Source organism: Paenibacillus sp. J2TS4 (genome assembly GCF_018403245.1).
Lineage (GTDB): Bacteria > Bacillota > Bacilli > Paenibacillales > NBRC-103111 > Paenibacillus_L.
The window spans coordinates 176,397-200,546 of sequence record NZ_BOSH01000005.1 but is presented as its reverse complement, the minus strand read 5'-3'; the positions used below and the strand labels follow the sequence as shown (position 1 = coordinate 200,546).

At 49.1% G+C, this 24,150-nt stretch carries 18 protein-coding genes and 1 pseudogene; 14 read left to right on the top strand and 5 right to left on the bottom strand.

Annotated elements, in window-relative coordinates; genetic code table 11:
* Positions 1-25: 25 nt before the first annotated feature.
* Together KJS69_RS29680 and KJS69_RS13145 are read left to right on the top strand one after the other, a co-directional pair.
* A pseudogene (locus KJS69_RS29680) lies at positions 26-157 on the top strand (ATP-binding cassette domain-containing protein); the annotation flags it as partial.
* Between the two features lie 74 nt (positions 158-231).
* The gene (locus tag KJS69_RS13145; RefSeq protein WP_249730500.1) at positions 232-903 is read left to right on the top strand and encodes an HAD family hydrolase; all 672 of its coding nucleotides are present in this window, start codon (positions 232-234) and stop codon (positions 901-903) included.
* 225 nt (positions 904-1,128) lie between these two features.
* On the opposite strand, the gene KJS69_RS13140 is transcribed toward KJS69_RS13145, so the two are convergent.
* Entirely contained in the window at positions 1,129-1,884 is a 756-nt protein-coding gene (locus tag KJS69_RS13140) for a creatininase family protein (RefSeq protein WP_213584232.1), read from the bottom strand.
* A gap of 284 nt (positions 1,885-2,168) precedes the next feature.
* Here KJS69_RS13140 and KJS69_RS13135 point away from each other — a divergent pair, with 284 nt between their 5' ends.
* A complete protein-coding gene (locus tag KJS69_RS13135; RefSeq protein WP_213584231.1) occupies positions 2,169-2,828 on the top strand; it encodes a carbohydrate ABC transporter permease in 660 nt (219 codons plus the stop codon).
* Positions 2,829-3,095: 267 nt separating this feature from the next.
* On the opposite strand, the gene KJS69_RS13130 is transcribed toward KJS69_RS13135, so the two are convergent.
* Positions 3,096-4,037, bottom strand: coding sequence for a helix-turn-helix transcriptional regulator (locus KJS69_RS13130; RefSeq protein ID WP_213584230.1), 942 nt, complete (start codon positions 4,035-4,037; stop codon positions 3,096-3,098).
* Between the two features lie 108 nt (positions 4,038-4,145).
* Here KJS69_RS13130 and KJS69_RS13125 point away from each other — a divergent pair, with 108 nt between their 5' ends.
* The 9 genes from KJS69_RS13125 to KJS69_RS13085 all read left to right on the top strand — a co-directional run bounded on the left by KJS69_RS13125 (position 4,146) and on the right by KJS69_RS13085 (position 16,490).
* Positions 4,146-5,330, top strand: a complete 1,185-nt coding sequence (locus tag KJS69_RS13125) for an MFS transporter (protein ID WP_213584229.1) — start codon at positions 4,146-4,148, stop codon at positions 5,328-5,330.
* A gap of 457 nt (positions 5,331-5,787) precedes the next feature.
* Entirely contained in the window at positions 5,788-6,669 is an 882-nt protein-coding gene (locus tag KJS69_RS13120) for a putative RNA methyltransferase (protein WP_213584228.1), read from the top strand.
* 149 nt (positions 6,670-6,818) lie between these two features.
* Positions 6,819-7,466: a TetR/AcrR family transcriptional regulator gene (locus KJS69_RS13115; protein WP_213584227.1), complete on the top strand. Its 648-nt coding sequence runs from the start codon at positions 6,819-6,821 to the stop codon at positions 7,464-7,466.
* Positions 7,467-7,521: 55 nt separating this feature from the next.
* Positions 7,522-8,043: a hypothetical protein gene (locus KJS69_RS13110; RefSeq protein WP_213584226.1), complete on the top strand. Its 522-nt coding sequence runs from the start codon at positions 7,522-7,524 to the stop codon at positions 8,041-8,043.
* Positions 8,044-8,802: 759 nt separating this feature from the next.
* Positions 8,803-8,967 carry a response regulator transcription factor gene (locus KJS69_RS13105; RefSeq protein WP_213584225.1) on the top strand — a complete coding sequence of 55 codons (165 nt, stop codon included), beginning with the start codon at positions 8,803-8,805 and terminating at the stop codon, positions 8,965-8,967.
* Between the two features lie 302 nt (positions 8,968-9,269).
* Positions 9,270-10,667, top strand: coding sequence for a cytochrome ubiquinol oxidase subunit I (locus KJS69_RS13100; protein WP_213584224.1), 1,398 nt, complete (start codon positions 9,270-9,272; stop codon positions 10,665-10,667).
* Between the two features lie 64 nt (positions 10,668-10,731).
* Positions 10,732-11,742 (top strand): cytochrome d ubiquinol oxidase subunit II, encoded by a 1,011-nt coding sequence (gene cydB, locus KJS69_RS13095; protein WP_213584223.1) that lies wholly within the window; start codon positions 10,732-10,734, stop codon positions 11,740-11,742.
* 11 nt (positions 11,743-11,753) lie between these two features.
* Complete coding sequence (gene cydD, locus KJS69_RS13090) at positions 11,754-15,488, top strand: thiol reductant ABC exporter subunit CydD (RefSeq protein WP_213584222.1); 3,735 nt, start codon at positions 11,754-11,756, stop codon at positions 15,486-15,488.
* A gap of 702 nt (positions 15,489-16,190) precedes the next feature.
* Entirely contained in the window at positions 16,191-16,490 is a 300-nt protein-coding gene (locus tag KJS69_RS13085) for a hypothetical protein (RefSeq protein ID WP_213584221.1), read from the top strand.
* Between the two features lie 356 nt (positions 16,491-16,846).
* On the opposite strand, the gene KJS69_RS13080 is transcribed toward KJS69_RS13085, so the two are convergent.
* Both KJS69_RS13080 and KJS69_RS13075 read right to left on the bottom strand, forming a co-directional pair.
* Positions 16,847-17,605, bottom strand: a complete 759-nt coding sequence (locus tag KJS69_RS13080; RefSeq protein WP_249730499.1) for a ThiF family adenylyltransferase — start codon at positions 17,603-17,605, stop codon at positions 16,847-16,849.
* Complete coding sequence (locus KJS69_RS13075; RefSeq protein WP_213584220.1) at positions 17,605-18,213, bottom strand: N-acyl amino acid synthase FeeM domain-containing protein; 609 nt, start codon at positions 18,211-18,213, stop codon at positions 17,605-17,607. Before KJS69_RS13075 ends, KJS69_RS13080 begins: the two co-directional genes overlap by 1 nt.
* Before the next feature lie 122 nt (positions 18,214-18,335).
* Between KJS69_RS13075 and KJS69_RS13070 the strand changes: the two genes are divergently transcribed.
* Together KJS69_RS13070 and KJS69_RS13065 are read left to right on the top strand one after the other, a co-directional pair.
* Positions 18,336-19,544 (top strand): HD-GYP domain-containing protein, encoded by a 1,209-nt coding sequence (locus tag KJS69_RS13070; protein WP_213584219.1) that lies wholly within the window; start codon positions 18,336-18,338, stop codon positions 19,542-19,544.
* Between the two features lie 222 nt (positions 19,545-19,766).
* Positions 19,767-22,895: a gamma-glutamyltransferase gene (locus KJS69_RS13065; protein WP_213584218.1), complete on the top strand. Its 3,129-nt coding sequence runs from the start codon at positions 19,767-19,769 to the stop codon at positions 22,893-22,895.
* 200 nt (positions 22,896-23,095) lie between these two features.
* Here the strand turns inward: KJS69_RS13065 and KJS69_RS13060 are convergent, their stop codons facing one another.
* Positions 23,096-24,106 (bottom strand): hypothetical protein, encoded by a 1,011-nt coding sequence (locus KJS69_RS13060; protein ID WP_213584217.1) that lies wholly within the window; start codon positions 24,104-24,106, stop codon positions 23,096-23,098.
* Positions 24,107-24,150: the final 44 nt, after the last annotated feature.

Sequence of the window (24,150 nt, the reverse complement as noted above, 5' to 3'; positions counted from 1 at the left end):
TCTTATGGATTGCTGTTTTCGAAGTCGTCAGCGAATTGCCATTGCGACTGCCTTGATCCGCAATCCGAAAATCCTGTTGCTTGACGAGGCGACTTCGAGTCTGGATAGCAACTCGGAGCAAATGATCCAACAGGTATTGAGAGCATTGATGGTTGGTGTACATATTATTCCAAATACGTTATTATGGTAAAGTAATACAGTGATAATATAGTGAAGAAAGTGGGTTGGATTATGTATAAAGCCGTGTTTCTTGATTTCTACGGTACACTTGTGCATGAAGATGATGTGTTTATTGAAGAAATATGCAGAAAAATAATGACATCGACGCCAACTCAAACCACTACAAAAGCTATTGGCAGGTATTGGTGGGATTCCTTTTCCAAAACTTTTCAATCCTCTTATGGCGGTAACTTTAAAACTCAACGTGAAATCGAGCTTGGTGCTCTGGAGGATACAATAGCCTATTACAAGTCGTCTGAAAATCCAATTGAACTAAGCGAAATTTTATATGACCACTGGCAAGCTCCCCAACTATTTGATGATACAAATCTCTTTTTGGAAAGTATCAGCATCCCCCAAGTAATCCTATCAAATATTGACCGAAATGACATTCAATCTGCCATGAATCATAATGCATTATCCTTCGACCACGTTATTACCAGCGAAGACGTAAAATCCTATAAGCCAAGGCCCGAGATGTTTCAGGAAGCCCTTGCGGCCTACAATCTTAAACCGATAGAGGTTCTTCATGTTGGCGATTCACTAACAAGTGATGTTACCGGTGCTCAAAACGTTGGAATTAAGGCGGCTTGGATTAACCGAAAAAATAAAGAGCTGCCGCAGAATTATTCTCCGGATTACGTTGTAACTTCGTTAAATGAACTGATCCCTTTGTTATCTTAAGGCCGGACGCATTTAATGTTGTTTTCACTATATACTCGATACATGTGGAGTATTGCTCACTGTTGGCTAGGAATGACTAATAGTTGAGATGTATTGGCGGAAATAGTAAAGAGGGGTGCCGAACCCCTCTATTTTTTGTTGAGTCTGTTATCACACAATGTTGATTTTGAACAAAAAAATGACCGCCATTTAGGTTTTAGGCGGTCACGCTTTTCAGTGTTGTTGCTATTGTGCCATCTTTCTGCGATATGTTTCTTCAAGAATTTGTTTTAAACCTTCGGTCCTTTTGTTAATAAATGTTTCCCAAAATATCTTCCCTTTTTCTCTTAATTCATCATCAGAATAGCTTCCTTCTTCAAATTTTCCCCAACATCCATCTTCGGTAAGTTTATCCCACCCCATATAATCTGCATAAAAACGATTCTCTAAAGGAATGTTTGAACCCATAGACCTCGTTTTGACGTGTTCGGGGCAGAGCCACATGGCTGTGCAAACGGACAATAACCCACCATGTACCTCATTTAAACCTTCAAGTCCTGCCTTTTTTGTTGCTTCTTCCCAAGCATTATAATTATTGTGATTCGGAGCAATCAAGATAATCTGTGGGTATTTGTAATTTATATGTTTAATAAAAGCCCCTTCCCAGTAGGCTCCCCCATGCCCATTGCAAACCACAAATTTTTTGAATCCTTGTCTCACCAAATTTATAATAAGTTCTTCTAACATTGCGGTTAAAACATTTGGGCTAACAGTTACCGTTCCCTTAAAGTTGGCATGTTCTTCAGAGGTGTTAAACGGAATCGTCGGCAATACGTATGCATTTAATTCTCTTCCATACGCTTCAGCGTACAAATCTGCAATAAGAGTATCCAAATGCATCGGAAGGAAAGGTCCGAATTGCTCTGTTGCTCCTACCGATAAAATTACAGTGTCAATCCCACTGTTTTCAACTTCAGTCGTTGTATTTTTATAGCTAAGCATTTATAACCTCCTGCTTTTATGGGTTTATTTAGATGTGTCTTTGTTCATTGTATACACCTCTTTCATAACTAGGTTTCCAACTTGAGATATTCGAGAGTCCCCCACATAAAACCTTTTATTAACCCTAGAGGAATTGGAGAAGGCTAGAGAGTCATTCTTACGGGTGCTGTACCCAAAGGGTGAAGACACAGCCTGATAGAGGTAAAGCCTAACTTTGTATGTCCCTTTACTGGTAAAGGCATTGGCTTAATCAAAGCAATGATAAAGGCGGCAGTGCCGCACTTGTGTTTCGATTTCCGATTAAGTGGATTCCGTCTCCCGTTGTCCTGGATCACCATATTAAAGTTTGGACGGGAAGCGACAGCTTCGTCACGTATTATTTGAATTCATTAAAGATCGCTGTCATCAGTTCAGCCGGGGCCGTCTTTCTGGCAGCCATCGCTGCTTACGGATTTTCCAACATTCAATTTCCGGGCAGAAATATTTTATTTCTTTTCTACTTGTCGATGATGTTGATTCCGCCGCAAATCCTGTTTGTGCCCAAGTTTCTCATGTTTGATTGGATGGGAATTTACAATACCCATTGGGCTCTTATTCTGCCTAATCTGTTTACGATCTATGGTGTTTTTATGATCAGGCAGTTTTTCCTGTCCATTCCGATCGATATTTCGGAGTCGGCCATGATTGACGGGGCGGGTCACTTTAAAATATTTTTCCGCATGATGCTTCCGCTGGCGAAGCCGGTGCTCGCGACGTTCGCGGTCATCGATTTTTCCTGGCACTGGAATGATTACGAGCATGCCTTAGTGTTTTCTTTCACTCCGGATTGCAAAGATATGGATATCGAAAGCAAACTGCTTCAAGGGGAGCTGTTATTTGTAAGGAGCCATGGCGATAATCATTATCCTGCCCAGGTTAAACATCCAATGACATCTATAGCTTAGTTTCTTAGCTTATTTCTTGAGCCCGCTTATTTCTTTCCCGACTTTTCTGGTGAAGATATCGTATCCCAACTTATCCATGAAGAAAGCATATAAACTGCCCATATTAAAAATTCGGACGAAAAGAAGCGAACAGGTCATAGAGAGGATCTCTAGATCTGAAAGTTCCTTTTTTTAATCAAGATGCCAGCGATTAAATCGGGGCATCCTTTTTATTGCGGATTGGCGCCCGCCGAACCGTGGCCGGTTAATAGCGTGGGATCGTATCCGTCACTGGTATCGGGCCAGCAATTCGGAGAGCCTCTTCCGGATCGTGTCCTTCAATTCTTCTGGCTCCTCGAGAACAACCTCGTTCCCCAGTCCGATGAAGAAGGACGAATAAAAAGGAATGTCGCTACGGGATACATCCCTATCGATCACGCCGCTTCCATCCTCGCGCACTTGCAGCATTGGAGCAAGCCATAGCTCGGCTTCGCACCGCTGGACACCGGCCCGGCTTAGCTCCGCACGAAGACGAACGGGCTCTCTCGGCTCAGCAGCCTCCTGCCGGCTGAGGCGGGTGTCGCCTAGCTGGAGTGGCTCCGTGGATGAGTCATGTGTCGCATCGCGAATCCGATCGCATCGGAATACGCGGAATCCCTGGCGCAGGAAGCAGTAGGCTGTACAATACCAGAGACCGTTGTTCGCATAAATTGACACCGGCTGAATCCGACGGCTGCTCGCGTCTTCCTCCTTAGATTCGTATTCGATAGCAAGCACCTTCCCAAGGATGGCGGCGTCTAGAAGAGTGACCAAGCAGGGGGCATCGGCCTGCCTTGTCGGCGTAACGAAGTCGACCCGGTTCTTCATGGAGTCGATCCGGTCCCGGATGTCTCCGGGTATATGGAGGTAGAACTTGTTCAGCGCTGAGGCGGATTCCGCTTCAAATGGCAGCGAGGAATAATGACGCAGGGCATGCACCGCAAAGAACATCGCCACTGCCTCCCCCTCCGTGAATGCAATCGGAGGCAGCACCCGCTCTCTTATCACCTGATAGCCCCCGTGAGGCCCTACTTCCGAGTAGAGTGGCACCCCTAGCTCGCTTAACTCTTGCAAATCCCTCAGAATCGTACGTTTGGAGACACCAAACTCATCGGCAAGCTCCTGAACCTTGAAGCGTCGTTTCCGGTTGACGGTCATCATCAATTCCATCAGTCGCTTGGATTTCGACATCCCGATCAGCTCCTATTTATGAATAGATAAATCAATGACATGTTCTGTCACTATTATGCATTACGATAGTCACAGCAAGCAATATTAAACTAATAGGAGTGATAGACTGTGCGTAAATTTACAGCAATATTTTTCCTCATCATGTTCATGATAGGAACCGACACTTTCCTTATCTCGCCTTTGCTCCCGACTCTGCAGACGCAATTCGGGGTTTCGACGGGGATCGCCGGGTGGATGCTCGGTGCCTACACACTCGGCTCAGCGGTCTTCGCTCTCCTTGCCGGGCCTCTGTCCGATGGCTGGAATCGAAGAACCGTTCTGCTTTGCGGTTTGCTCGGATTTTCCATCTCTACGATCATGTGCGGCTTTGCGGACAGCTTCTGGACGATGTGCCTGTTCCGTTTCCTTGCGGGGGTAAGCGCGGCATTCACGGCTCCGCAGGTGTGGGCTTCCATACCTGCGGTCATGCCTGCATCCCGAATATCCAAAACAATGGGCATCGCCTTCGCCGGACTTGCTGCATCCCAAGCACTTGGCGTGCCGATTGGAAGCTGGCTCGCCGTCACCCATTGGTCTGTTCCGTTCTGGACGATTGGATTCGCTTCGTTGCTGCTCGCTGCCGTCGTCTTTTACTCGCTGCCCGACCTGAAACCTAACACGAGTGAGCGAGCGTCCATCCTTCGGCGGTATGTCCCGCTTATTATGAGCGGCAAGGCAAGGAGCGGCTTCCTTGCTTACCTGCTCCTTCACTTGGGAAGCGGCACCTCATTCGCTTTTATTGGCAAGTGGATGGCTGATCGCTTCGAGCTTCCCATTGGGCATATCGGTACCGTGATGATGTTCCTTGGCTTTGGCACTCTGCTAGGAAGCATGATCAGCGCTTATGCGATTCGAAAGCTGGGCCGGGCAAACGCAGTCATATCAGGAATGCTGCTGCTCGTGGTGCTATATACGGTTATGCCTTTTATAGCAAATCTCCCTATTGTGACGATCGGCTATCTGATTATCTTCGCGACGCTCGGGATTATGTTCCCGATGGTCATGGAGGCACTCACTTCATTGAACGCCTCCATCCGGGGGACGATTTCCAGCTTGGCCAACTCGACGATGAATGGCGCTAACACACTTGGCGCGTGGGTAGCCGGTCTACTCTATGTCCAGTTCAATGGATATTCGTCAATTGGGATATTCTCCGCCGTCTGTCTGCTACTCTCTCTCGGGACATTCCTGGCCGGGGGCATCTTTGGAAGGAAAGCGGAGCACACAAGCCAGGAATCGGCATCTGCTTCCTAAACCAAAGAATGCATTAATTATTCAACTATAATATCATTAGGTTAAGCTGCCGATTCTGCGACTGCCCTGGATCAACAGATGGAGCGCCTCCATAATGAAATACAGGAGATCGAAGAGGAGCAACGTTTTCCAATCCCCGCAGCCTTGCTGAATCTTTTTATAGAGGAAGAGAGCAAGAATTAAGATCGAATAAAAATCCGCAAGATTATCGATGAGGCCAGGGGACGGAGAGGAGTATACAAGCCAGCCTCTTCTTGGTTATAATAAAAACTGAAGCGGCAATGCCCTTCAATTAATAGGGATAGGAGATGTTTCTGGCCATGATCATCCAATTCATTCGTTATCGTTAATGGAGGGTACGGTAATTTAGGCTCATGTCATTTTTTTTCTTAATGGCCTGGGTTTATTTAACTGTACCTTATTTCATTCACTAAATACGAATGAATGAGGTGTTCTTATGTTTGAGAATACAAACAATTTCTCCGAATATGAACAGATTTTTGCATGCCCCCTATGCTCCAAGCCGATGAAAGTCGTTCATGTTAACAGCTCAAGCTTAATCTGTTCGAATCATCATTGCTTCGATATCTCTAAGCGGGGATATGTGAACTGGTTGACCCGTCCTCACAGAACCAAGTACGATAAACGAATGTTTGAAGCCCGAAGGCAAATAAGCGCAAGCGGATATTTCGAACCGCTGATCAGCCGAATTTGCGAGATCATCTTGCCCGAGCTGGACACAACCCATGAGATGTTAAAGATACTGGATGCCGGATGCGGGGAAGGCTCCCATTTAATCGATATTCAACAAAAGTTGGTTGAACAAGCGAAGGATCACCTGCTGGGTGTAGGGATAGATATATCTAAAGAAGGAATCCATATGGCTTCGAGGAGACGTCCCCCAGCCGAAACTATTTGGTGCGTTGCCGATCTCGCTAAGTGTCCGTTCGCTGATCAGTCTTTTCGCATAATCCTGAATATATTATCCCCATCCAATTATTCCGAGTTTCAGAGAATGCTTGTGGACGATGGAATGGTCATCAAGGTTATTCCCGAGAGCAGGCATCTTCAAGAGTTAAGAGAGAGGTTTGACAAATCGTCCGCCAGAGATGCCTATTCGAATGAAAATATTGTGGAGCATTTTAGAAGGAATTTTAAGCTGGTGGATACTCAGCACATTCAATATGGAGCAGCTTTGGACCAGGCAAATCTTGAACATTTGATTCATATGACCCCACTATCTTGGGGAATATCCGAAGAGGATATAAAGAGAATAACAGATATGAAACAAGCTGAGATTACCTTTGACTTTGCCGTCTTACTTGGACGGAAAAAATAAATAGTTCCGAACGATCCACCTGGCCTATGCTGGGTGGGTCGTTTCATATAGGGGAGCTAGCGCTCTAGCCCCGGTTAATATTGACAAGAGTTTGATTTCCTTTTATTATGTTGATTAACATGAATGTCAATGAAAAAGAGGGATTCATCATGTCACCACGTACGAAAGAACAAAATGAAGAGATTCGCAAGCAGCGGACACAAGAGATTATGCAGGCTGCTATTCTCGTTTATGCAGAAAAAGGCTATGCGGCATCAGAGATTGGTGAAATAGCGGAACGAGCGGGTCTGGCACGGGGATTAGTCTACCATTACTTCAAGAATAAGCAAGCCTTGTTCCGCGAACTTTACGAGTATATGATGGATAGGACCCAACGTTTTACAGAGTCTCATTTTGAGCAAGAGGGCTCCGTATTTGAACTGTTTAATAGGTATGCGCGGGTAGTTTGCGACCAAGTTCTGGAGGAGCCTGCGGTCTCCCTCTTCTACATGCGAATCAGTATGGACGTGCATTACTTGTATACGGATGAATCATTTTCTCCGCTGGAGTGGGCGAAGAGCTTCATGCAGCCGATGGCGCAAGCCATTGTAAGGGGCATGGACCAGGAGACGATCCGTCGCGGGGACGCAAGTCTAATGGCGATGCAATTCTGGGGAGCGGTATCCCAAGGGATGAATTATTTAAATAAGCTGCAGCAAGATCTCATCGCACACGGAACCTCGGAACCGGAGATAAAGAAGCAGCTAAAGAGCGCTTTAGACCAAGTGATCGAGTCGGCTTTGGCAGTTATAAAATAGAAATTTTTTGCCCTTAATATTGACATTCGTGTTAGTCAAAAAAAGGAGTGACTAAATGACGTTAGTAGCTATGAAAAAGCAGGAATTCGATTCATTGGATGACGACAGTCTTGGATGGGCCTGCATGGAACCAACCCTCCTGCAAATTCGGGGAAAAGAGATGGCGGTAAAAACAGAAGCCATATCTCGGCTTAATAAAGGACAACAGGCATTATGTATGTTCAGAGTCTTGTACGACCATGCCAAGAACTCGGCAGTTGAGTACTATACTTGGATATCCTACTTGTTGGATAAACCGGGGTACTGGTCGGGGGTAACAGGTGGTTTGCGCTTCTTTGGCGATAGTTCCATGATGCATTTGCTGGTAGAGACGAAAGAGGTTCTGGAGGCAAGTAATCACAGGCGGAGAGTATCGATTAGTGACGCTACCTATAAAGACCTGGAGCAGGATAACGAACTGCAAAACGCAGTCAGTCATTTATTTGCACGATTCCTTGAACTCGCTCCGCACAGCTTGCAAATGATCAGCACGTATATTCGAGCCCATCCGCAAGATTTTGTAATAATAGAAAATTAGATAAAGAAAACACCGCGCGAAAAACCCCTCATAGCCTATGAGGGGTTAGGTTATTGTTCGGGGATTTTAAAGAGAAATGCGCATTATTCGGACGGATTCAGGTTTTGATTTACATTGTTTATTCCCCGCATCGATTGTGCCACTTGACCGACAATAATATCTTCGATTTCCGGAACGAAAGGTCCGCGCAGCCCGAAGAAGAAATTACATTCGGCTTCATAGCCGCCTTCAATCTGCCATTCAGGCCTGTGTTTTTATGTAACTATATATGTGGTACTAAAGAAAGCGATCATTCTGTTCCGAAGGAAAGTGCCTCCGAAGCTTCAAACATCTTGTTTTGTATTCCTTATTTATTGGATGGGCCTTCGGATGGTAGGAATACAAAGCCAAAACTCGCCCTGGAAGCATCTTTCTTTCTCCACTCCATGATCTACACATTCTTTAGTTCAATTTATATAGTTCATAATCTGTTCAGTCAGAATTGTTAGTGTATATAGATGTGATTTTATTTTATATAATATTGTGGAACATACATAGATACGATAACACCACCGGTAAATATGGAGGCGTCAAATTTGGGAAGGATTCAATTACCTGTCTTGGAATTACTCCATGAACAAGATTTAAATGACGAAGCCTTGTTAAAACATCTGTTTAATATGCGAGCAGCTAACATGATGCGTTATAAAAACGCGTTCACGCTCGTATTTATATCCATTCATCCATCGAGTGAATCTAGTCCTTCATGAGCTCCGCCGGATGCCTGACAATAAGAAATATATTATTATCATGATGTCCAATAATAAAACGGATGAAGGGATGGTTTACTCGGACGAGGCCGGCGTCGATGAGTATATTGCCAAACCGTTCAATATCAGGCTGCTTGAAGCACAAATGAAAAAAATATTAAAGAGCCTTCATTAATGAAGGAATCTTGCAAGCTGTTCAAACTACAAATATGCGGGAGTTGTCTTCGGCCCATGCGGCTGCAAGCCCCGTCATCCAATAAGGCTTCTTATGACAGGACAATCCATCATAAGGAGCCTTGTTCGTGCAAGGATTTCCGGGCATTTATTCTACAGGAGCCCCAGCAGTCGGGATGTTCTTGTTATTTTGCTAAATATTGATCAAAAGTTCATACTTTTCAAGTAAATGTGTGATATTTGTCACACATTGCAAAATGGCGTCGGTTTATAATGAGTTGGAAGTTAAAAGGAGCTGATACTGTGGAAGCATTGGAACTAGCAAGATGGCAGTTCGGCATTACAACCATCTATCACTTTTTATTCGTGCCGTTATCGATCGGGCTGGCTTACTTGATCGCATTCATGCAAACTATGTACGTCTTCAAAAAAGATGATAAATACAAGCAGATGACCAAATTTTGGGCTCGGATCTTTCTCTTGACCTTTGCCGTTGGCGTTGTCACGGGAATTATGCAGGAATTTCAGTTCGGGATGAACTGGGCGGATTATTCCCGGTTTGTCGGCGCTGTATTTGGGGGACCCCTTGCCGTGGAAGCGTTGGTGGCGTTTTTTCTGGAGTCCACCTTTCTTGGCATTTGGATCTTCGGCTGGGAACGCTTGTCCAAAAAGCTGCATCTGGCCTGTATTTGGATCGTGGCTCTGTCGGCTACGCTGTCGGCCTTCTGGATTTTGAGCGCGAATGCGTTCATGCAGGAGCCTGTTGGATTTGAGATCGTGAATGGCCGCGCAGAAATGACGGATTTCTTCGCTCTGCTAGGGAATAAGCAGCTGTGGGTCGAGTTCCCGCACGTCATTTTCGGGGCACTGGCAACGGGAGCGCTGTTCGTTACAGGGATCAGTGCTTACAAAATATTGCGCCGCCAGCAGACCGAGTTGTTCAAAATATCGTTCTCCATCGGCATCATTCTGACCCTGGTGTCCAGCCTGCTGACGGCTATTGCCGGACATGATCAAGCGCAGCATTTAATGAAGTCCCAACCGATGAAAATGGCGGCTTCCGAGGCGCTCTGGCATACAAGCGGAGAAAGCGCCCCCTGGACAGTGATCGCTGCGATCGACACGAAGAATCAGGAGAACCATTTTCAGATAGACATTCCTTATGCGCTCAGCATATTGTCCTACAACCAGCTGTATGGAAGCGTGCCGGGCATGCTGGATTTACAGGCGGAGTATGAAGCCAAATACGGTCCGGGCAACTATATTCCCCCTGTGCGGACGACGTTCTGGAGCTTCCGGATCATGGTGGCGGCAGGAGTAGCCATGCTGCTGCTCGGCTTGTTTGGCACGATAGCCGTTGTACGGGGGCGCTTGGAAAAATATCGCCTTTACTTAAAATGGATGCTGCCCGCTATGGCACTGCCGTTTATCGCTAATACGGCGGGCTGGATTATGACCGAGGTGGGCCGTCAGCCATGGATTGTCTTTGGTCTGCAGAAGACCGAAGCCGGTGTATCGCCGCTCGTCTCCAGCGGAATGGTCGCTACCACCTTAATCGGGTTTACGTTGGTGTATGGAATATTGGCGGCCATCTTTATATACCTGGTCAAACGCGAAGTGGTTAAAGGTGTGGATCACCAGGAATCCGAGACTTCAGGCGTTTCGGATCAAGCCAATCAGACGCATATGGCTTCGCTGTAGTGGACGGTGCCGTGATTCACCCGCCTGATTAACGAAGAAGTGAAAGTGAGGCGAAACGATATTCATGTTGGAAACCTTATGGTTTATATTAATTGCTGTTCTGTTCGTCGGATTTTTCTTTCTCGAAGGCTTTGACTTCGGCGTAGGAATGCTGTCCAGATTCATCGGCAAGACCGATACGGAGCGCAGGGTGCTGATCAATACGATCGGTCCGTTCTGGGATGCCAACGAAGTGTGGCTGATCACTGCCGGGGGCGCCATGTTCGCCGCTTTCCCGAATTGGTATGCCACTTTGTTCAGCGGGTTCTATATGGCGCTTTTCTTGATGCTGCTCGCGCTAATCGGGCGCGGGGTAGCCTTCGAATTTCGCAGCAAGGTCGATAATCCCCGATGGCGCAATACTTGGGATTGGGTCATCTTCTTCGGCAGTCTGCTGCCTCCTCTGCTGTGGGGAGTCGCACTGGCCAACTTAATGAAGGGCGTCCCGATCGACCAGAATATGAATTACGTCGGGACATTCTGGGATTTAATTTCCCTCTATTCCCTAACGGCGGGTGCCAGCATTGTGCTTCTGTTCCTGCTGCACGGCGCTTTGTTCCTGTCGTTAAAGACAGAAGGAGAATTGCGCGAGAAGGCGCGCGGAGTTGCGCTCAAAATCGGAGCCTGGACGAGTGCGGTCATGTTCCTGTTCGTCATCCTGAGCTATTTTGAGACAGAAATGTTTACCGCTCACGGGATCAATCCCGGGATGATCCCGATATTGGCGGGGATGTCTTTGCTGTCTGTCCATTTCTTCATCAAAGCCGGACGTGACGGGTGGGCGTTTGTCGCGACCGGAGCGACGATTGTTTTATCGACGATTACCGTGTTTATGCTGTTATTCCCGAACGTCATGATTTCGTCGCTAAATCCCGACTGGAACCTGACCATTTATAACGCGGCGTCCAATACGTACACGTTAAAAGTAATGACCGTTGTTGCCGTTACCGTCATTCCGTTTGTGCTGGCTTACCAAGCATGGACTTATTGGGTATTCCGCAAGCGGGTCAGTGCATCCGATCACCTGGATTATTAAGGGTACAGATTATGATAAAAAAACTGTTTCAGCAAGTAAAAGACACCCGCAAGCTGTTTGTGGCGAGCGTTCTATCCGGGACGGCGGGCGGGGTCCTTCTTATCTTTCAAGCCATCTATTTAGCCAGGATCGCGGACGGGGCATTTCTCGGCGGACGAGACCTGGCTTCGTTATGGCCGCTGCTGCTCGTTCTGCTCGGCATCATCGCGGCCCGTTCGGTGCTTCATACAGCCGGTGAATACACCTCTACGCAAATGGCCCAGCGGATCAAGAGTGATTTGCGCAATCGTCTGCTCCGCAAGCTGGCAGAGCTCGGTCCCAACTATGGAAAGGGCGAACGGAGCGGGGAATTGATCGGCACGGTTTATGAAGGCGTCGAGCATCTGGAAAACTATTTGGCGAAGTATTTGCCCCAGGTGGCGCTTTCCGCTTTTATTCCTGCCGCTGTCTTCTTCCTTGTCGCCGGAACGGACTGGATTTCTGCGCTTGTATTAGCGATTACGCTGCCTCTCTTGGTGCTGCTGATGATTTTGATCGGAAAAGCGGCTAAAGCCAGAACAGACAAGCAATTTCTTCTGCTTGGCCGATTGGGCGGACATTTTCATGAAATTTTGCGCGGGCTGCCTACGCTCCAAATGTTCAACCGCAGCAAAGCACAGATCGAGATCATTTCCCGAATAAGCGAAGAGCATTGGCGCTCGACCATGAGCACGCTGCGGCTTGCCTTTTTGTCTGCGCTCGTCATGGAACTGTTCGCAGCTCTTAGCACTGCCATCGTAGCCGTTTTTCTTGGGCTGCGGCTGATTGAAGGAGAAATTGGTTTTGAAGCGGCTTTTCTTGTGCTGCTGCTTGCACCGGAGTTCTATACGCCGATTCGAACGCTCGGCACGCAATTTCATGCCGGAATGAATGGAGTGACGGCGGCGGAGCGGATTTTTCATATTCTGAACACCGAGTCTATGGGATGGGTTGAGCAGGAAGAAGGCCTGCAGCTGCCGCCGAAGCGGGAAGGCTACCAGATCCGGTTCGAAGGAGTCAGTGTCCATTATCCCGGAGCGGATCGACCGGCGCTGTCCAATTTTTCCTTGACGATAGAGCCGGGAGAACGGGTCGCTATCGTGGGACCGACCGGTGCGGGCAAAAGCACGCTGCTCGATCTGCTGCAAGGCTTCATCAAGCCGACGGAGGGACACCTGTATATTGACGGTGTCGAGATGTCGCAGCTATCCATCCGCTGGTGGCGGAGTCAGCTGTCGGTAGTGTCGCAGCGAATTCATCTGTTTCACGGGACGGTTGGCGACAACATTCGCTTAAGCCGGCCGGAAGCGAGCGATGCGGAGATGATGGCGGCAGCCGAAGCGGCTCAGGCAGATGCCTTTGTTTCCGTCCTGCCGCAGGGCTACAACACGATGCTGGGGGAAGCGGTGCGGCTGTCGGGCGGACAGGCGCAGCGGCTGGCCATTGCGCGAGCTTTGCTCCGGGATTCGCCGCTGCTCCTGATGGATGAGCCGACGAACGGGCTCGATCTCGCGAATGAAGCAGCCGTGACGAAAGGGATGGAGCCGCTGCTGCAAGGCCGCACGTCCATCACGGTGGCGCACCGGCTGAGCACGATTCGCGAAGCGGACCGGATCGTGGTTCTTGCGGAAGGGCAACTGGCCGAAGCCGGCACTGCGGAAGAACTGTTCGCTGCCGGCGGGCTGTACGCCCAGATGATTCAAGCGGTTCATGCGGAAACGGTCTTGGAATCGTCGCAAGAGCTGCTGGAAGAGTCGGCGATGAAGCCTGGCGCCCTGAAGAAGGCGCATTTGGCGGCTGTTGATCTGCATGCGGCCGGAACGGAGCAGCTCCCATCTTTGGCTGCAGAGGCAGCCTCCAACCCGCAGCCAGCAGCGCCAAGCAGCTGGAGGACGTTTGCCCGCCTGCTTCAGTTCGTCTGGCCTTACAAATGGTGGGCGGCTCTCGCCGTGCTGCTTGGGATGGCGACAGTGGCGGCGAATGTAGGCCTGATGGGCACCTCGGGCTATCTGATTGCCAAAGCTGCGTTGCGTCCGGAAACGGTGCTGCTGCTTTACGTGCCCATTGTTGGCGTACGGTTTTTTGGCATCGCGCGGGGAGTAGCCCGCTATGTAGAGCGGCTCGTATCGCATGATCTAACCTTTCGCATTTTGAAGCATCTGCGGGTATGGCTGTATGAACGATTGGAGCCGAGAGGAGCTTGGCTCCTTGAGAACAGACGAAGCGGGGATTTGCTCGGCTCGGTCATTAGCGACGTGGAGCAGCTGCAGAACTTGTATTTGCGCATTATTGCACCGCCGCTTGTCGCCTTGTTCACGCTGCTGCTCGGCTTCGTGCTTCTGGCTAATGTGCGGCTCGAGCTTGGCTTACTGCTTGTTGGCATGCTGCTGCTGGCCGGCCTCCTCGTCCCTTGGCTCAGTCATCAGCTGGGACGCCAAAGCGGAGCCAGGCTCGTTCAGGCTCGATCGGAAATGTATGAAGAAACTTCCGATCTTGTCACCGGGCTGTCTGCGTTGGTCGTCTATGGCCAGATTCGAGACAGGGAAGAGCGCATGGAGCGCATCCAGTCTCGCCTGGACGGGCTTCAGACCACACAGAACCGGCTTGCCGCCTGCACGGGCGGGGCTATGGCCGGCATGTCGCATCTGACGATGTGGCTCATGCTGGTCGCAGCCATTTCGCTAACCGCAGCGGGGCGAATCGACGGCGTGCTCATCCCGGCGATCGTGTTGGCCGCCTTTGCTTGCTTTGAAGCGGTGATGCCTTTGCCGCTTTCGTTCCAGCAATTCGGCCAGGTTCTGTCCGCCGGAGACCGGCTGCTTCGGCTGGCTGACGAAGCCGAGCAATCGGCCAGCCAGGCGGTCGGGCCGCCTTCCCGCACGGAGCCGGAAGCAGAAGCGCAGACGCAGCAAGCCCGCTTGGTACAGACACAACAAGCGGGAAGCTACGGAGCGGCTGCGGAGTCAGCTTCCTGGCAAGCCCGGCTAAGCGGCTTGTCTTTCCGCTACGGAGCGGCTGAGCCTTATGCGCTGCGCGATCTCTCCCTGGCGCTCGAGCAAGGGAAGCGCATAGCTATTGCGGGCGAAAGCGGAGCGGGCAAAAGCACGCTGCTGCAGCTGCTTCTGAAGCTTCGGCCGTACGAAGAAGGCTCCATTACGATCAATGGAACCGAGCTGCGTACTATGGCCGAGGAGGCCGTTCGCAATCAGTTTGCGGTCGTATCGCAGAACATTCAATTGTTTAACGCGACCGTAGCGGATAATTTGCGGCTCGGCCGTCCCGAAGCTGCTATGGAAGAGCTGCAGGAAGTATGCCGGATCGCCATGATTGAAGATACCATTAGGCAGCTGCCCAATGGCTATGACACAATAATCGGCGAATGGGGCGCCAAGCTGTCCGGCGGTGAAAGGCAACGGCTCGCTCTGGCGCGTGCGCTCGTTCGCAACTCGCCGGCGATCTTGTTCGACGAACCGGGAACGGGGCTCGATCCGCTAACCGAGCAGGCGTTCACCGTTAACCTGGAGCCTGTGCTTGCCAGCAAGGCCGTCTTGTGGATTACGCACAAGCTTGCCGGTTTAGAGAGAATGGATGAGATTCTCGTACTCCATAACGGAATAATCCGGGAGAGAGGAACACATGAAGAGCTTCTCGGACGCGGCGGACTTTATTGGGGACTGTGGAAGTTCCAAAAGGAGAAGGAATGTGAAGACAAGCTGATAACGACCTGAAAAGCCGGGTTTTAGTTGCTTTCTTGGGGATTCTGATGAAGGATCCCGATGCGAAAGGTGCTATACTTTTGATTTAGTACCTGTAGTCAAGGCAGGAAAACAAATTAAGGGGCAAATATACACCCCAATTTTACCAATCTAACCATTTTTGCGATTAGGGTGTAAAAGTGCGCTCTATTTTCTACGTTTAGTGAAAATTGGACGATTTCGTCAAATTAAAGGGTACTTTTGCACTTCAATTCCCGCTATTGGGAAAAGGCTGGATTTAAGAGGCACTTCTGCACTTCGATTCTTCCTATGTTGCACTGCAAGATTTAGGGAGACTATCTCCTATAGGCAACGGCTGGGTCAGGGGCATTGCCTCCGCTGCCCAACGGCTGGGTCAGGTGTATTGCCTCCCGCAGCCCAACGCTTGGATTATGGGCATTGCCTCCCACCGCCCAACGGGCTGGATAAAGTGTACTATCGCCCAGTTGATATGGCGCCAGTACCTGCATAAAATCGGATAAAATCCATTTGGTTAGGAGAGAGTGGGTGTCAAGTACAAGTTCAAGGTGGAGCCATCATTTATATATCAAATCCAAGGGGCAGTCCCATAAAGTCATCGAAGATGACCCAGGGGGCAGCCCCTTTTGGATGATCAGCAAAAAAATGGAGCAATCTTATTGAACGCCGCAATCGAGAACACAGTCGAGGTTATGCTTGAAGATAGCAGAAACTCAAGTGATGACAGTTGTTAATAACGTCGGTGGCAAGCGGATTGCCGTTGATATTGCGGAACCGAAGGAAGATCGGGTTATCCGTACAAAATTCGCAGCATCGAATGAATTCAAATTTGGCAGAGGTTCGGCGTCTGCGGTATGGGGGTCAAATCCCTGCTTAATAATCGATAAGATTCCCATTTATATTGAAAAATGGATCCTGGGAAAGGAAAAGGACAAGCAGATACAAAAATTGGAGGAAGAAGGACATCAATATTCGGAGAATCAAATCATGGTTTGATTTACTGTATTAATAGTGTACCGTGCCGTTAGTAGAAATCGTATCTTAATTACCGTTCACAGTGGATAAATTAAGGTTAAACCAGAATCTGACGAATATTTTTTCGTCAGATTCTTGGTTTAAGTTTGTGTCTTTTGTATTAAGTAATAAAGAACAGAAGTGCACTCTAATTTCGGTATTTCCTCCGCCATCGGCAAATGAAGAGCAGAAGTGCACTCTAATTTTCCGATAATCGGGAATTTCCCCGTAAAAGGGCGATTAAAGCGCAGTTTTGCACCTTAAAGCCCCCAAAATATCGAAAGTGCCTAATTGGCGTGCAATTTTGCACCTTAAACCGCAATTGCGCGCCGCGTTCCTCAATCTTCAAATTGAAGCTGGAATCGTTCCGGAACGATCTGGGGCTGCTTTCTTCCCAGCAAATGAAGAACAAGCTTGGAGACCAGCACGCCTGGCCCCAGGGCTTGTCCGACGCTGATCGTGGGAATGGTCTGCTCGCTGAGCCATCCGGCCACCAGCTCCGGAGTCGCATATTGGGGGAGCTGCTCACTGTAGGAAGCCGCAGGAAAGGTCAGTTCCTTGGCTTGCTCGGGAGTAATGTCCTCCGGGATGCCGATGTATTGCTCCAGATTCAGGCCGTCGGGAGCGAAGGTCAATACGGATGTGCCGAATCCAAGGGCCACCGCCGTAGTGATGAACAACCCGTTTGCCCGTGCCGCTCTGTGCAGAATCAAGGAGGCGGAAAAGGCAAAATAATCAATGGCATCGATCACATAATCGGCACCTGCGAGAAATTCCTGTACGTTGCCGCTGTGCACGCCCTCCGGGAAGGCATCGATTTGCAAGTCCGGATTGATCGCGAGCAGATGCTGGCTCAGCGCTTCCACCTTTGGCTGACCAACGGTCAAATGAGTGGCGGCGCACTGCCTGTTGATGTTGGATACATCGAAATGATCAGGGTCAGCCAGCATCAGCCGGCCGATACCCATGCGGGCCAGCAGCTCCGCGGAGAAGCCTCCGATGCAGCCGCACCCGGCTATGGCAATAGAGGAACGCTGCAGCTTGTCAATATCGGCTTCGGACATAATTCCCAGATTGCGAATAAACTGTTGCTTCATTATAAGCTCACCCTTTCCGAGACATTATTTAACGGTGACATAAAAAATTCATAGAGAGAAGGTCGATGCTGCTGGAGGCTGGCGAGGAATTCGGATAATTGCAGAGCGCATGGAATGGTTACGGAGCCCAGATATACTTGCGGCTCGCCGATTACTTTTAAGGGAAATTTTATCATTCGGGTCATATACTTGTACACTCTTTCGTCAATGCAGCAAATCCAATGGGTAAGCCCCGTATCCAAAGAGTACTGCAGGACGGTTTTGATCAAGCCCGCACCTACTTCATGCTGCGGCATTTTCGTAAACGCGCTCACTTCTGCAAATCTGGTTCGATCCAGCTGGCTTAACTTTGCCATTTCCAGATCGTAAATACGGAAATACTGTATGGTTGGCAGCTCCTCCAGTCTGTCTTTAATAAGACGCGTAACCCCCACAATTACCCCGTCTTCCGCTTGCGCAGCAAAATAAGTGGAGAGCTGCTCATAAGGATCGATTTCGTTCTTCTTGAAAAACCCGATTTCCTCGTACCTGTCATGATGGAGACGAATGGCCTGTTCCCGCATCACCCCTTTGGCTACTGCATACTGATACTGTGTTGTGTCCTTCATTGTTCAACACACTCCTTATATTTTTTTGAGTGATTTTCACTCCACTCGAGTATAGTTCAAGTTGGAAAATCATGTTACAATAAGCTATACGACGCTATGAAAAACAGGGATGATACGAACAGATGCTACCAACAACGGACAAATTGATCATGCTTGGCAATTACTATAAAATCCACAATGAGCAGGTGAGCACCAAAATATTGAATGCCACCTTCTTCTATTTATTGCTGAGCATTGTTTGGAATTCCGCATTTCTTCTTTTTGGGCTTCCGTTCTCGCGGGCCAACCTCTTTTTGCTGCTATCGTGTCTAGGGGCCTGGTTCATTGTGGTATGGGGCAAACGACTTTTACGTCTGTCTGCCAATGTCTCTATGCATCTCGTTCTGCTATTTATGATTTTAGTTGTCTGTTGTTTATACTTCGGCTCCGGATATAGGGAAGCGTGGGGGTTTTTCTTACTGATTCCGCTAATTTCCGGTTTTTATGGAGACCGGTACGTGCTTATACTTTATTCTCTGCTCGGGCTCGTGATGATGATATTCGTGGGGCACCAATACCCGATCGTTTCCGGCATTTTTGACTCTATTGATTTGTCCAACCGCATTCTGCTGTATATTATTATTGCTACCTTCAGCCATCTGCTGCTTAAACAATTGAATCAATTGTATGAGGCACAGGTTACTACGATTATGAATTCGGCGGATGCCTCCATTCGGCAAGTGGTCAAAACTTTTATCATTGCAGTGGAGGCCAAGGATGCGTATACATTTGGACATAGCGAACGCGTCAGCAAGTATGCCATTGAGCTGGCTCGCAACCTTCCCGAGTACCGGGATAAGAAGAAACTGCAGTCCTTGTATTTGTCGGGACTGCTTCACGATATCGGCAAAATCAACATTCCGGAGCAGGTCTTAACTAAATCAGGAGCTTTAACGAAGGAAGAGTATGAGTTGATTAAATCTCATCCAGTAGTTGGGGGGAGAATGGTTGAAAAGCTGCCCATGCTGGGCTCGCTCAAACCCGGAGTTCTATATCATCATGAAAAATGGGATGGAACCGGTTATCCTACCGGCATTAAAGGCGAAGAGATCCCGCTGGATGCCCGCATTTTGGCTATTGCTGATGTCTTTGACGCGGTCACCTCCAAACGTTCTTATCGAGAAGCAATCACTCCTGAGGAGGCCTTCGAGATTATTGAGCAAGGGAGCGGTACCCATTTTGACCCTTATTTGGTTGATAAATTGAGAGAAATTAAAGCTAAATGGATTGAGGTATATAACGAATCCAGTAATGAAATCAAGGAGTTCGAGCAGTTGACTGAATTTTTATAAAGTATAATGTCGCGCGACAACTACAGCCGCTTTGTTCCCTTCGGAATAAAGCGGCTGTAGTTGTTACAGCACCGACCCAGGCCTGGCCTTTACTTCATCATGACCTATAACTTATGGATATAAGTTTATAACTATTCCATATTACAAATGTATATCGAGTTATATTTATACTGAGAGTAAAAGGGATAAATCCCCTTATTTTAATAAAGGAGGTAAAGGAAAATGTTCAGAGCCCGAGGAAAATCTTTAAGCTGTGCCGTGTTAGCTTTCTTTATGCTGCTCGCTGCACCTGCCACTGCATTCCCGGATCGACTGCCTTGGTACGATCAAAATTGGCAGGCGGAGGGAACTGGAGGAGCGGCGGCGACGGAACATCCCCTTGCCAGTCAGGCGGCTATGGAAATTTTGAGTAAAGGAGGCAATGCGGTGGAAGCGGCCATTGCAGCCTCAGCCGTATTGGGCGTCGTTCGTCCGTTCTCCGGCGGAATTGGCGGAGGCGGTTACATGCACATTTATTTGAAGGAGGAAGATCGGTTCATTGTGCTGGATCATCGGGAAACCGCCCAGGGTACCTTTGGTCCTCATTCTTTTATGGATGAGAATGGGGATGAATACGATTCGGAAACCCGCTATGCGAGCGGGATGGCCGTAGGGGTTCCGGGTACGGTGAAAGCATGGGAAGAAGCTTTAAATCTGTATGGAACCGGGATGACCTTAAGTGAGTTGCTGCAGCCGGCTATCGAGGTGGCGGAGAATGGCTTCTATGCGGATGAAAATTTGATTCGAGAGATCTCGGAAAATACTTTGCGCTTTAGCAGCTATCAGTCTACCGCAGATTTATATTTGAATTCGGACGGAAGTATCCCGTCTGTTGGAACGCTGATGACAAATCCGGATTTGGCGGCTACCTACCGGTTAATAGCGGATCAAGGAAGTCATGTGTTCTACAACGGTGAGATTGCACAAGCAATCGTAGACACCGTGAATGCTCCTCCTGCTGTAGATCAGCCGGTGGTGACGGTGCTGCCCGGGGACATGAGTTTGTCCGATCTGCATAATTATAATACGTTGACATATTCGCCGGTGAAAGTAGATTATCACGGATATGAAGTCTATGGTCCGCCTCCTTCCGCTTCCGGAGGAACGACGATTGGACAAGCCCTCAATATTCTCGAAGGGTATAATTTGAAAGGGCTTCCAAGATCGGAGGCTTTGCACTACTATATTGAAGCATCGCGATATGCGTTTGCGGACAGGGACGCTTATTTAGGAGATCCGGCGACTTATCATGGTCCGCTTCCGGTTACAGGATTGCTATCCAAAGGATATGCCGAGTCGATTCGTCAACAAATAGAGCAGACCGGAACCGGATATATTCTGGAGCCTGGAAATCCGTGGCCGTACAACGAAGATCCGGAGCTTTGGCCGGATCCCCTTCCGTCTGCGGGCAAAAATCGATTGACCGTCTCTTTTGCCGGTTTGGCGGATGGAGCTTCCTGGGATTCCAGCGGTAAGTTCTGGACAGCAACCGGAATTGGTTCCAATCGTCCAGATGAAGGTGCAATAATCGATGTTCAGGATGGCACAGGGAGAATTGAGCTCACGGGAACAAAATATGCCTATGCCCGGGCTGAGTCGGACATGGAGGAAGTCTATGACAGCGAGCTGCTCATCCGCTTCAAGATGAATGAGCTTGGCGATGATCGCAATTTGCGCTTCTGGTTGAGAGCGGATCATTGGAACAGCACCACCGCTCCTAGTAATGGGTATGGCATAGAAGTGAATACGGGTTCGGACAGCATCCGGATCATCCGCACCCGGGACGGCAATGGAGTATATGGACTTGCAGAATTCGATTACAATCGGACGACCGATTGGCAGTGGCTCCGTTTTCGGGTCGAAGGGGATCAACTGAAAATCCGGCTGTGGAAGGATGGGGAGAGTGAACCAAGAAACACATGGACCCATACTCTGCAAAACAGCCAGGTATCCGGTATCGGCAAATTTCTGCTTAGTGCGCTTGAGCTTACGGGAGATGGCCAAGGAGGAAGCTTTCAGATCGGCGACGTCTATGTGACGGAATTGAATCCGCTGGCCTTCGGCTTTCAGTTCGATGGATTGGCGGACGGGGCCTCCTGGGATTCCAGCGGAAAGTTTATAACGGCGACCGGGACTGGCTCCAGCAAGCCGGGGGAAGGAGCGGTGATCGATGTCCGGAATGGCATAGGAAATATCGAGCTTACGGGAGCGAAGAATGCTTATGCCCGGGCCGAGCCTCAGATGGAGGCGGTTTATGACAGCGAGCTGCTCGTTCGTTTCAAAATGAATGAGCTCGGTGATGATCGCAACCTGCGCTTCTGGCTGAGAGCGGACGGATGGAATAGTACAACGGCTCCCCACAACGGTTATGGCCTGGAAATCAATACGAAAACAGATACCGTACGAATTCTTCGCACACGAAACAGCAATGGAATTTACGGACTCGCTACTGTGGATCATCCGCGGACCACGGAATGGCAATGGCTCCGCTTCCGGGTGGAAGGGGGAGGTATTAAAGTACGCATCTGGAAGGACGGAGAGGAAGAACCGGCCGGATGGCTGCACCAGCGGACGAACAACGACGTGGTCACACCGGGCAAATTATTGCTCAGCGCCATTGAACTGACAGGGGGAGCGGGGGCTTCTGGCGGCAGCTTCCAAATAGATAAGCTGAAAGTATATGATCTGGACAGTCTTAATGTCCGCGAATCCACCATTCATCATACCGTATCCGATCAGGACGGGAATATCGTAGCTTATACCAATACGCTCAATGCGATTGGAGGAAACGGGATGGTGGTGCCGGGGTATGGGTTTTTATTAAATAACGGATTAACCTCCAGAACTGCATCCAGCGTCCCGGCCGGACATCCCAATGCGCCACGTGCCGGCATGCGCACCTTAAGCAGTATGTCTCCCATCATTATTATGAAGGATGGGGAGCCGGTTCTGGCTGTAGGATCACCTGGCGGGACGACGATTATAACTACAGTACTGCAGGTCATTATAAATTATCTTGATTTTGATATGTCCCTTCCTGAAGCTGTTACAGCACCGCGGGTGTCTCAGAGAAATCATAGTTCGAGCGGGAAAACGCTAGTAGAAGCCGAGTTCGAGAATACACCCGAATTCGGGCAGCTTCACTTGTACGGTCAGGAATTTAATATTTCCGGTTTATCCTACGGCATTGGAGCGGTGAATGCGATTGCGTTTTTCCCTGACGGGCATGTGCAGGCTGTCTCCGAGCAGGTCCGCAGGGGAGGGGGAAGTGCGATGGTAGAGAACGAGTCTCTTGCTCCATCCGGCCATTGAGATGAGCTTTGCGAAACTCCCTGTCCAATAAAGAAAACCAACCCGCCATGAAAGGCGGATTGGTTTTCTTCCTGTGTGGCTCGAATAGAGTCCATAGAGGGGGGAAAGAAAGAGATCTACTGAGCGAGCTTTGGTTTGTATTCCTACCTTCCTAAGACTTGGGAAGCTTCGGAGAGCTTTCCATCGGGACGGAAAAATGGTCAGTGCATATTCCTCGCTAAAGGGATATCAGCCATGGTCAGAAGCCCGCTCCGCTCGAACGAATGAATTGTTTTTGCGGTATTAACGACAATATTCGCTGTAGCGGTATCGCCAAAAATTCCATGGGGAACGACGATTTCCAGTGTCCCCATTTCTGCCGTTTCCAGAGTGAGCCGGTCTTCTTGCTTGGCGCCTGCGGACATAACCAGATCCAGTTCAATCGGGATACCGGCGGCTATTCCGCGGGAAATTTGATGGAGACCAATCACTTCATTTTTCTTTATCGACCCGGAAGACAATTCCATGTCCTGCCAGGAAATGACCGGATCGATCCTGTTGTATACATCGGATAGGCTAAGGTTGAGCCCATAGGCAATCAGGCGTAACGATTCTTCCAGACCGACATGCCCGATTCGGTCTTGCTCTGCCAGCTCCATGAACTGTTCCGGGGTCATGCCTATGCCGACCTTCTTTTGCAGAGGAAGGCGGCGCTTGGCCACGTCCACTTTGCGCGAGATATAGATTCGGGTAATGCTCTGGGTGACGGAAGTGGCGAAAAGAGCAAGGGAGTCCATGACAAATCCGGGATTGACTCCGGTTCCGATGACGATTTGCTGTTTATCGCTGGCATATTGATCGATTTCCCGGGATAGTTCCGGATAACGATGCCATGGATAAGCCAATTGCTCACAGGTGGAGACAACGGAATAGCCGTGATCGAGCAGTTGTTTAATTTGTGGCCATACCATTTCTAAATTCGACCCGGTTGCATGAAGCGCAATCTTCCGGTTTGCACCGGATGGACTTCCTATTTCTTCTACATTGGAGACTACGCTTACACCCGCATATTCTCTTCCCGCCAATTCCCCGACATCCCGCCCGATTTTAAGAGGATCGATGTCCACCGCGGATATCATGCGGACAGCCTCAGTCTGCAGGCAATTTTCAACAATCTTGATTCCGATCGGTCCCAAGCCATAGGGCAGGACATGTATGTGTTCTGATGGCATTCGCTATTTCCCCTCTCTCCAATAGAGCGCATTCAATAGTGTGC

Coding starts and splice junctions, on each gene's coding strand:
- KJS69_RS13145 (WP_249730500.1), top strand. CDS start 232: ATGTATAAAGCCGTGTTTCTTGATTTCTACGGTACACTTGTGCATGAA.
- KJS69_RS13140 (WP_213584232.1), bottom strand. CDS start 1,884: ATGCTTAGCTATAAAAATACAACGACTGAAGTTGAAAACAGTGGGATT.
- KJS69_RS13130 (WP_213584230.1), bottom strand. CDS start 4,037: ATGTCGAAATCCAAGCGACTGATGGAATTGATGATGACCGTCAACCGG.
- KJS69_RS13120 (WP_213584228.1), top strand. CDS start 5,788: ATGTTTGAGAATACAAACAATTTCTCCGAATATGAACAGATTTTTGCA.
- KJS69_RS13115 (WP_213584227.1), top strand. CDS start 6,819: ATGTCACCACGTACGAAAGAACAAAATGAAGAGATTCGCAAGCAGCGG.
- KJS69_RS13110 (WP_213584226.1), top strand. CDS start 7,522: ATGACGTTAGTAGCTATGAAAAAGCAGGAATTCGATTCATTGGATGAC.
- KJS69_RS13105 (WP_213584225.1), top strand. CDS start 8,803: ATGCCTGACAATAAGAAATATATTATTATCATGATGTCCAATAATAAA.
- cydB (WP_213584223.1), top strand. CDS start 10,732: ATGTTGGAAACCTTATGGTTTATATTAATTGCTGTTCTGTTCGTCGGA.
- cydD (WP_213584222.1), top strand. CDS start 11,754: ATGATAAAAAAACTGTTTCAGCAAGTAAAAGACACCCGCAAGCTGTTT.
- KJS69_RS13080 (WP_249730499.1), bottom strand. CDS start 17,605: ATGAAGCAACAGTTTATTCGCAATCTGGGAATTATGTCCGAAGCCGAT.
- KJS69_RS13075 (WP_213584220.1), bottom strand. CDS start 18,213: ATGAAGGACACAACACAGTATCAGTATGCAGTAGCCAAAGGGGTGATG.
- KJS69_RS13070 (WP_213584219.1), top strand. CDS start 18,336: ATGCTACCAACAACGGACAAATTGATCATGCTTGGCAATTACTATAAA.
- KJS69_RS13065 (WP_213584218.1), top strand. CDS start 19,767: ATGTTCAGAGCCCGAGGAAAATCTTTAAGCTGTGCCGTGTTAGCTTTC.
- KJS69_RS13060 (WP_213584217.1), bottom strand. CDS start 24,106: ATGCCATCAGAACACATACATGTCCTGCCCTATGGCTTGGGACCGATC.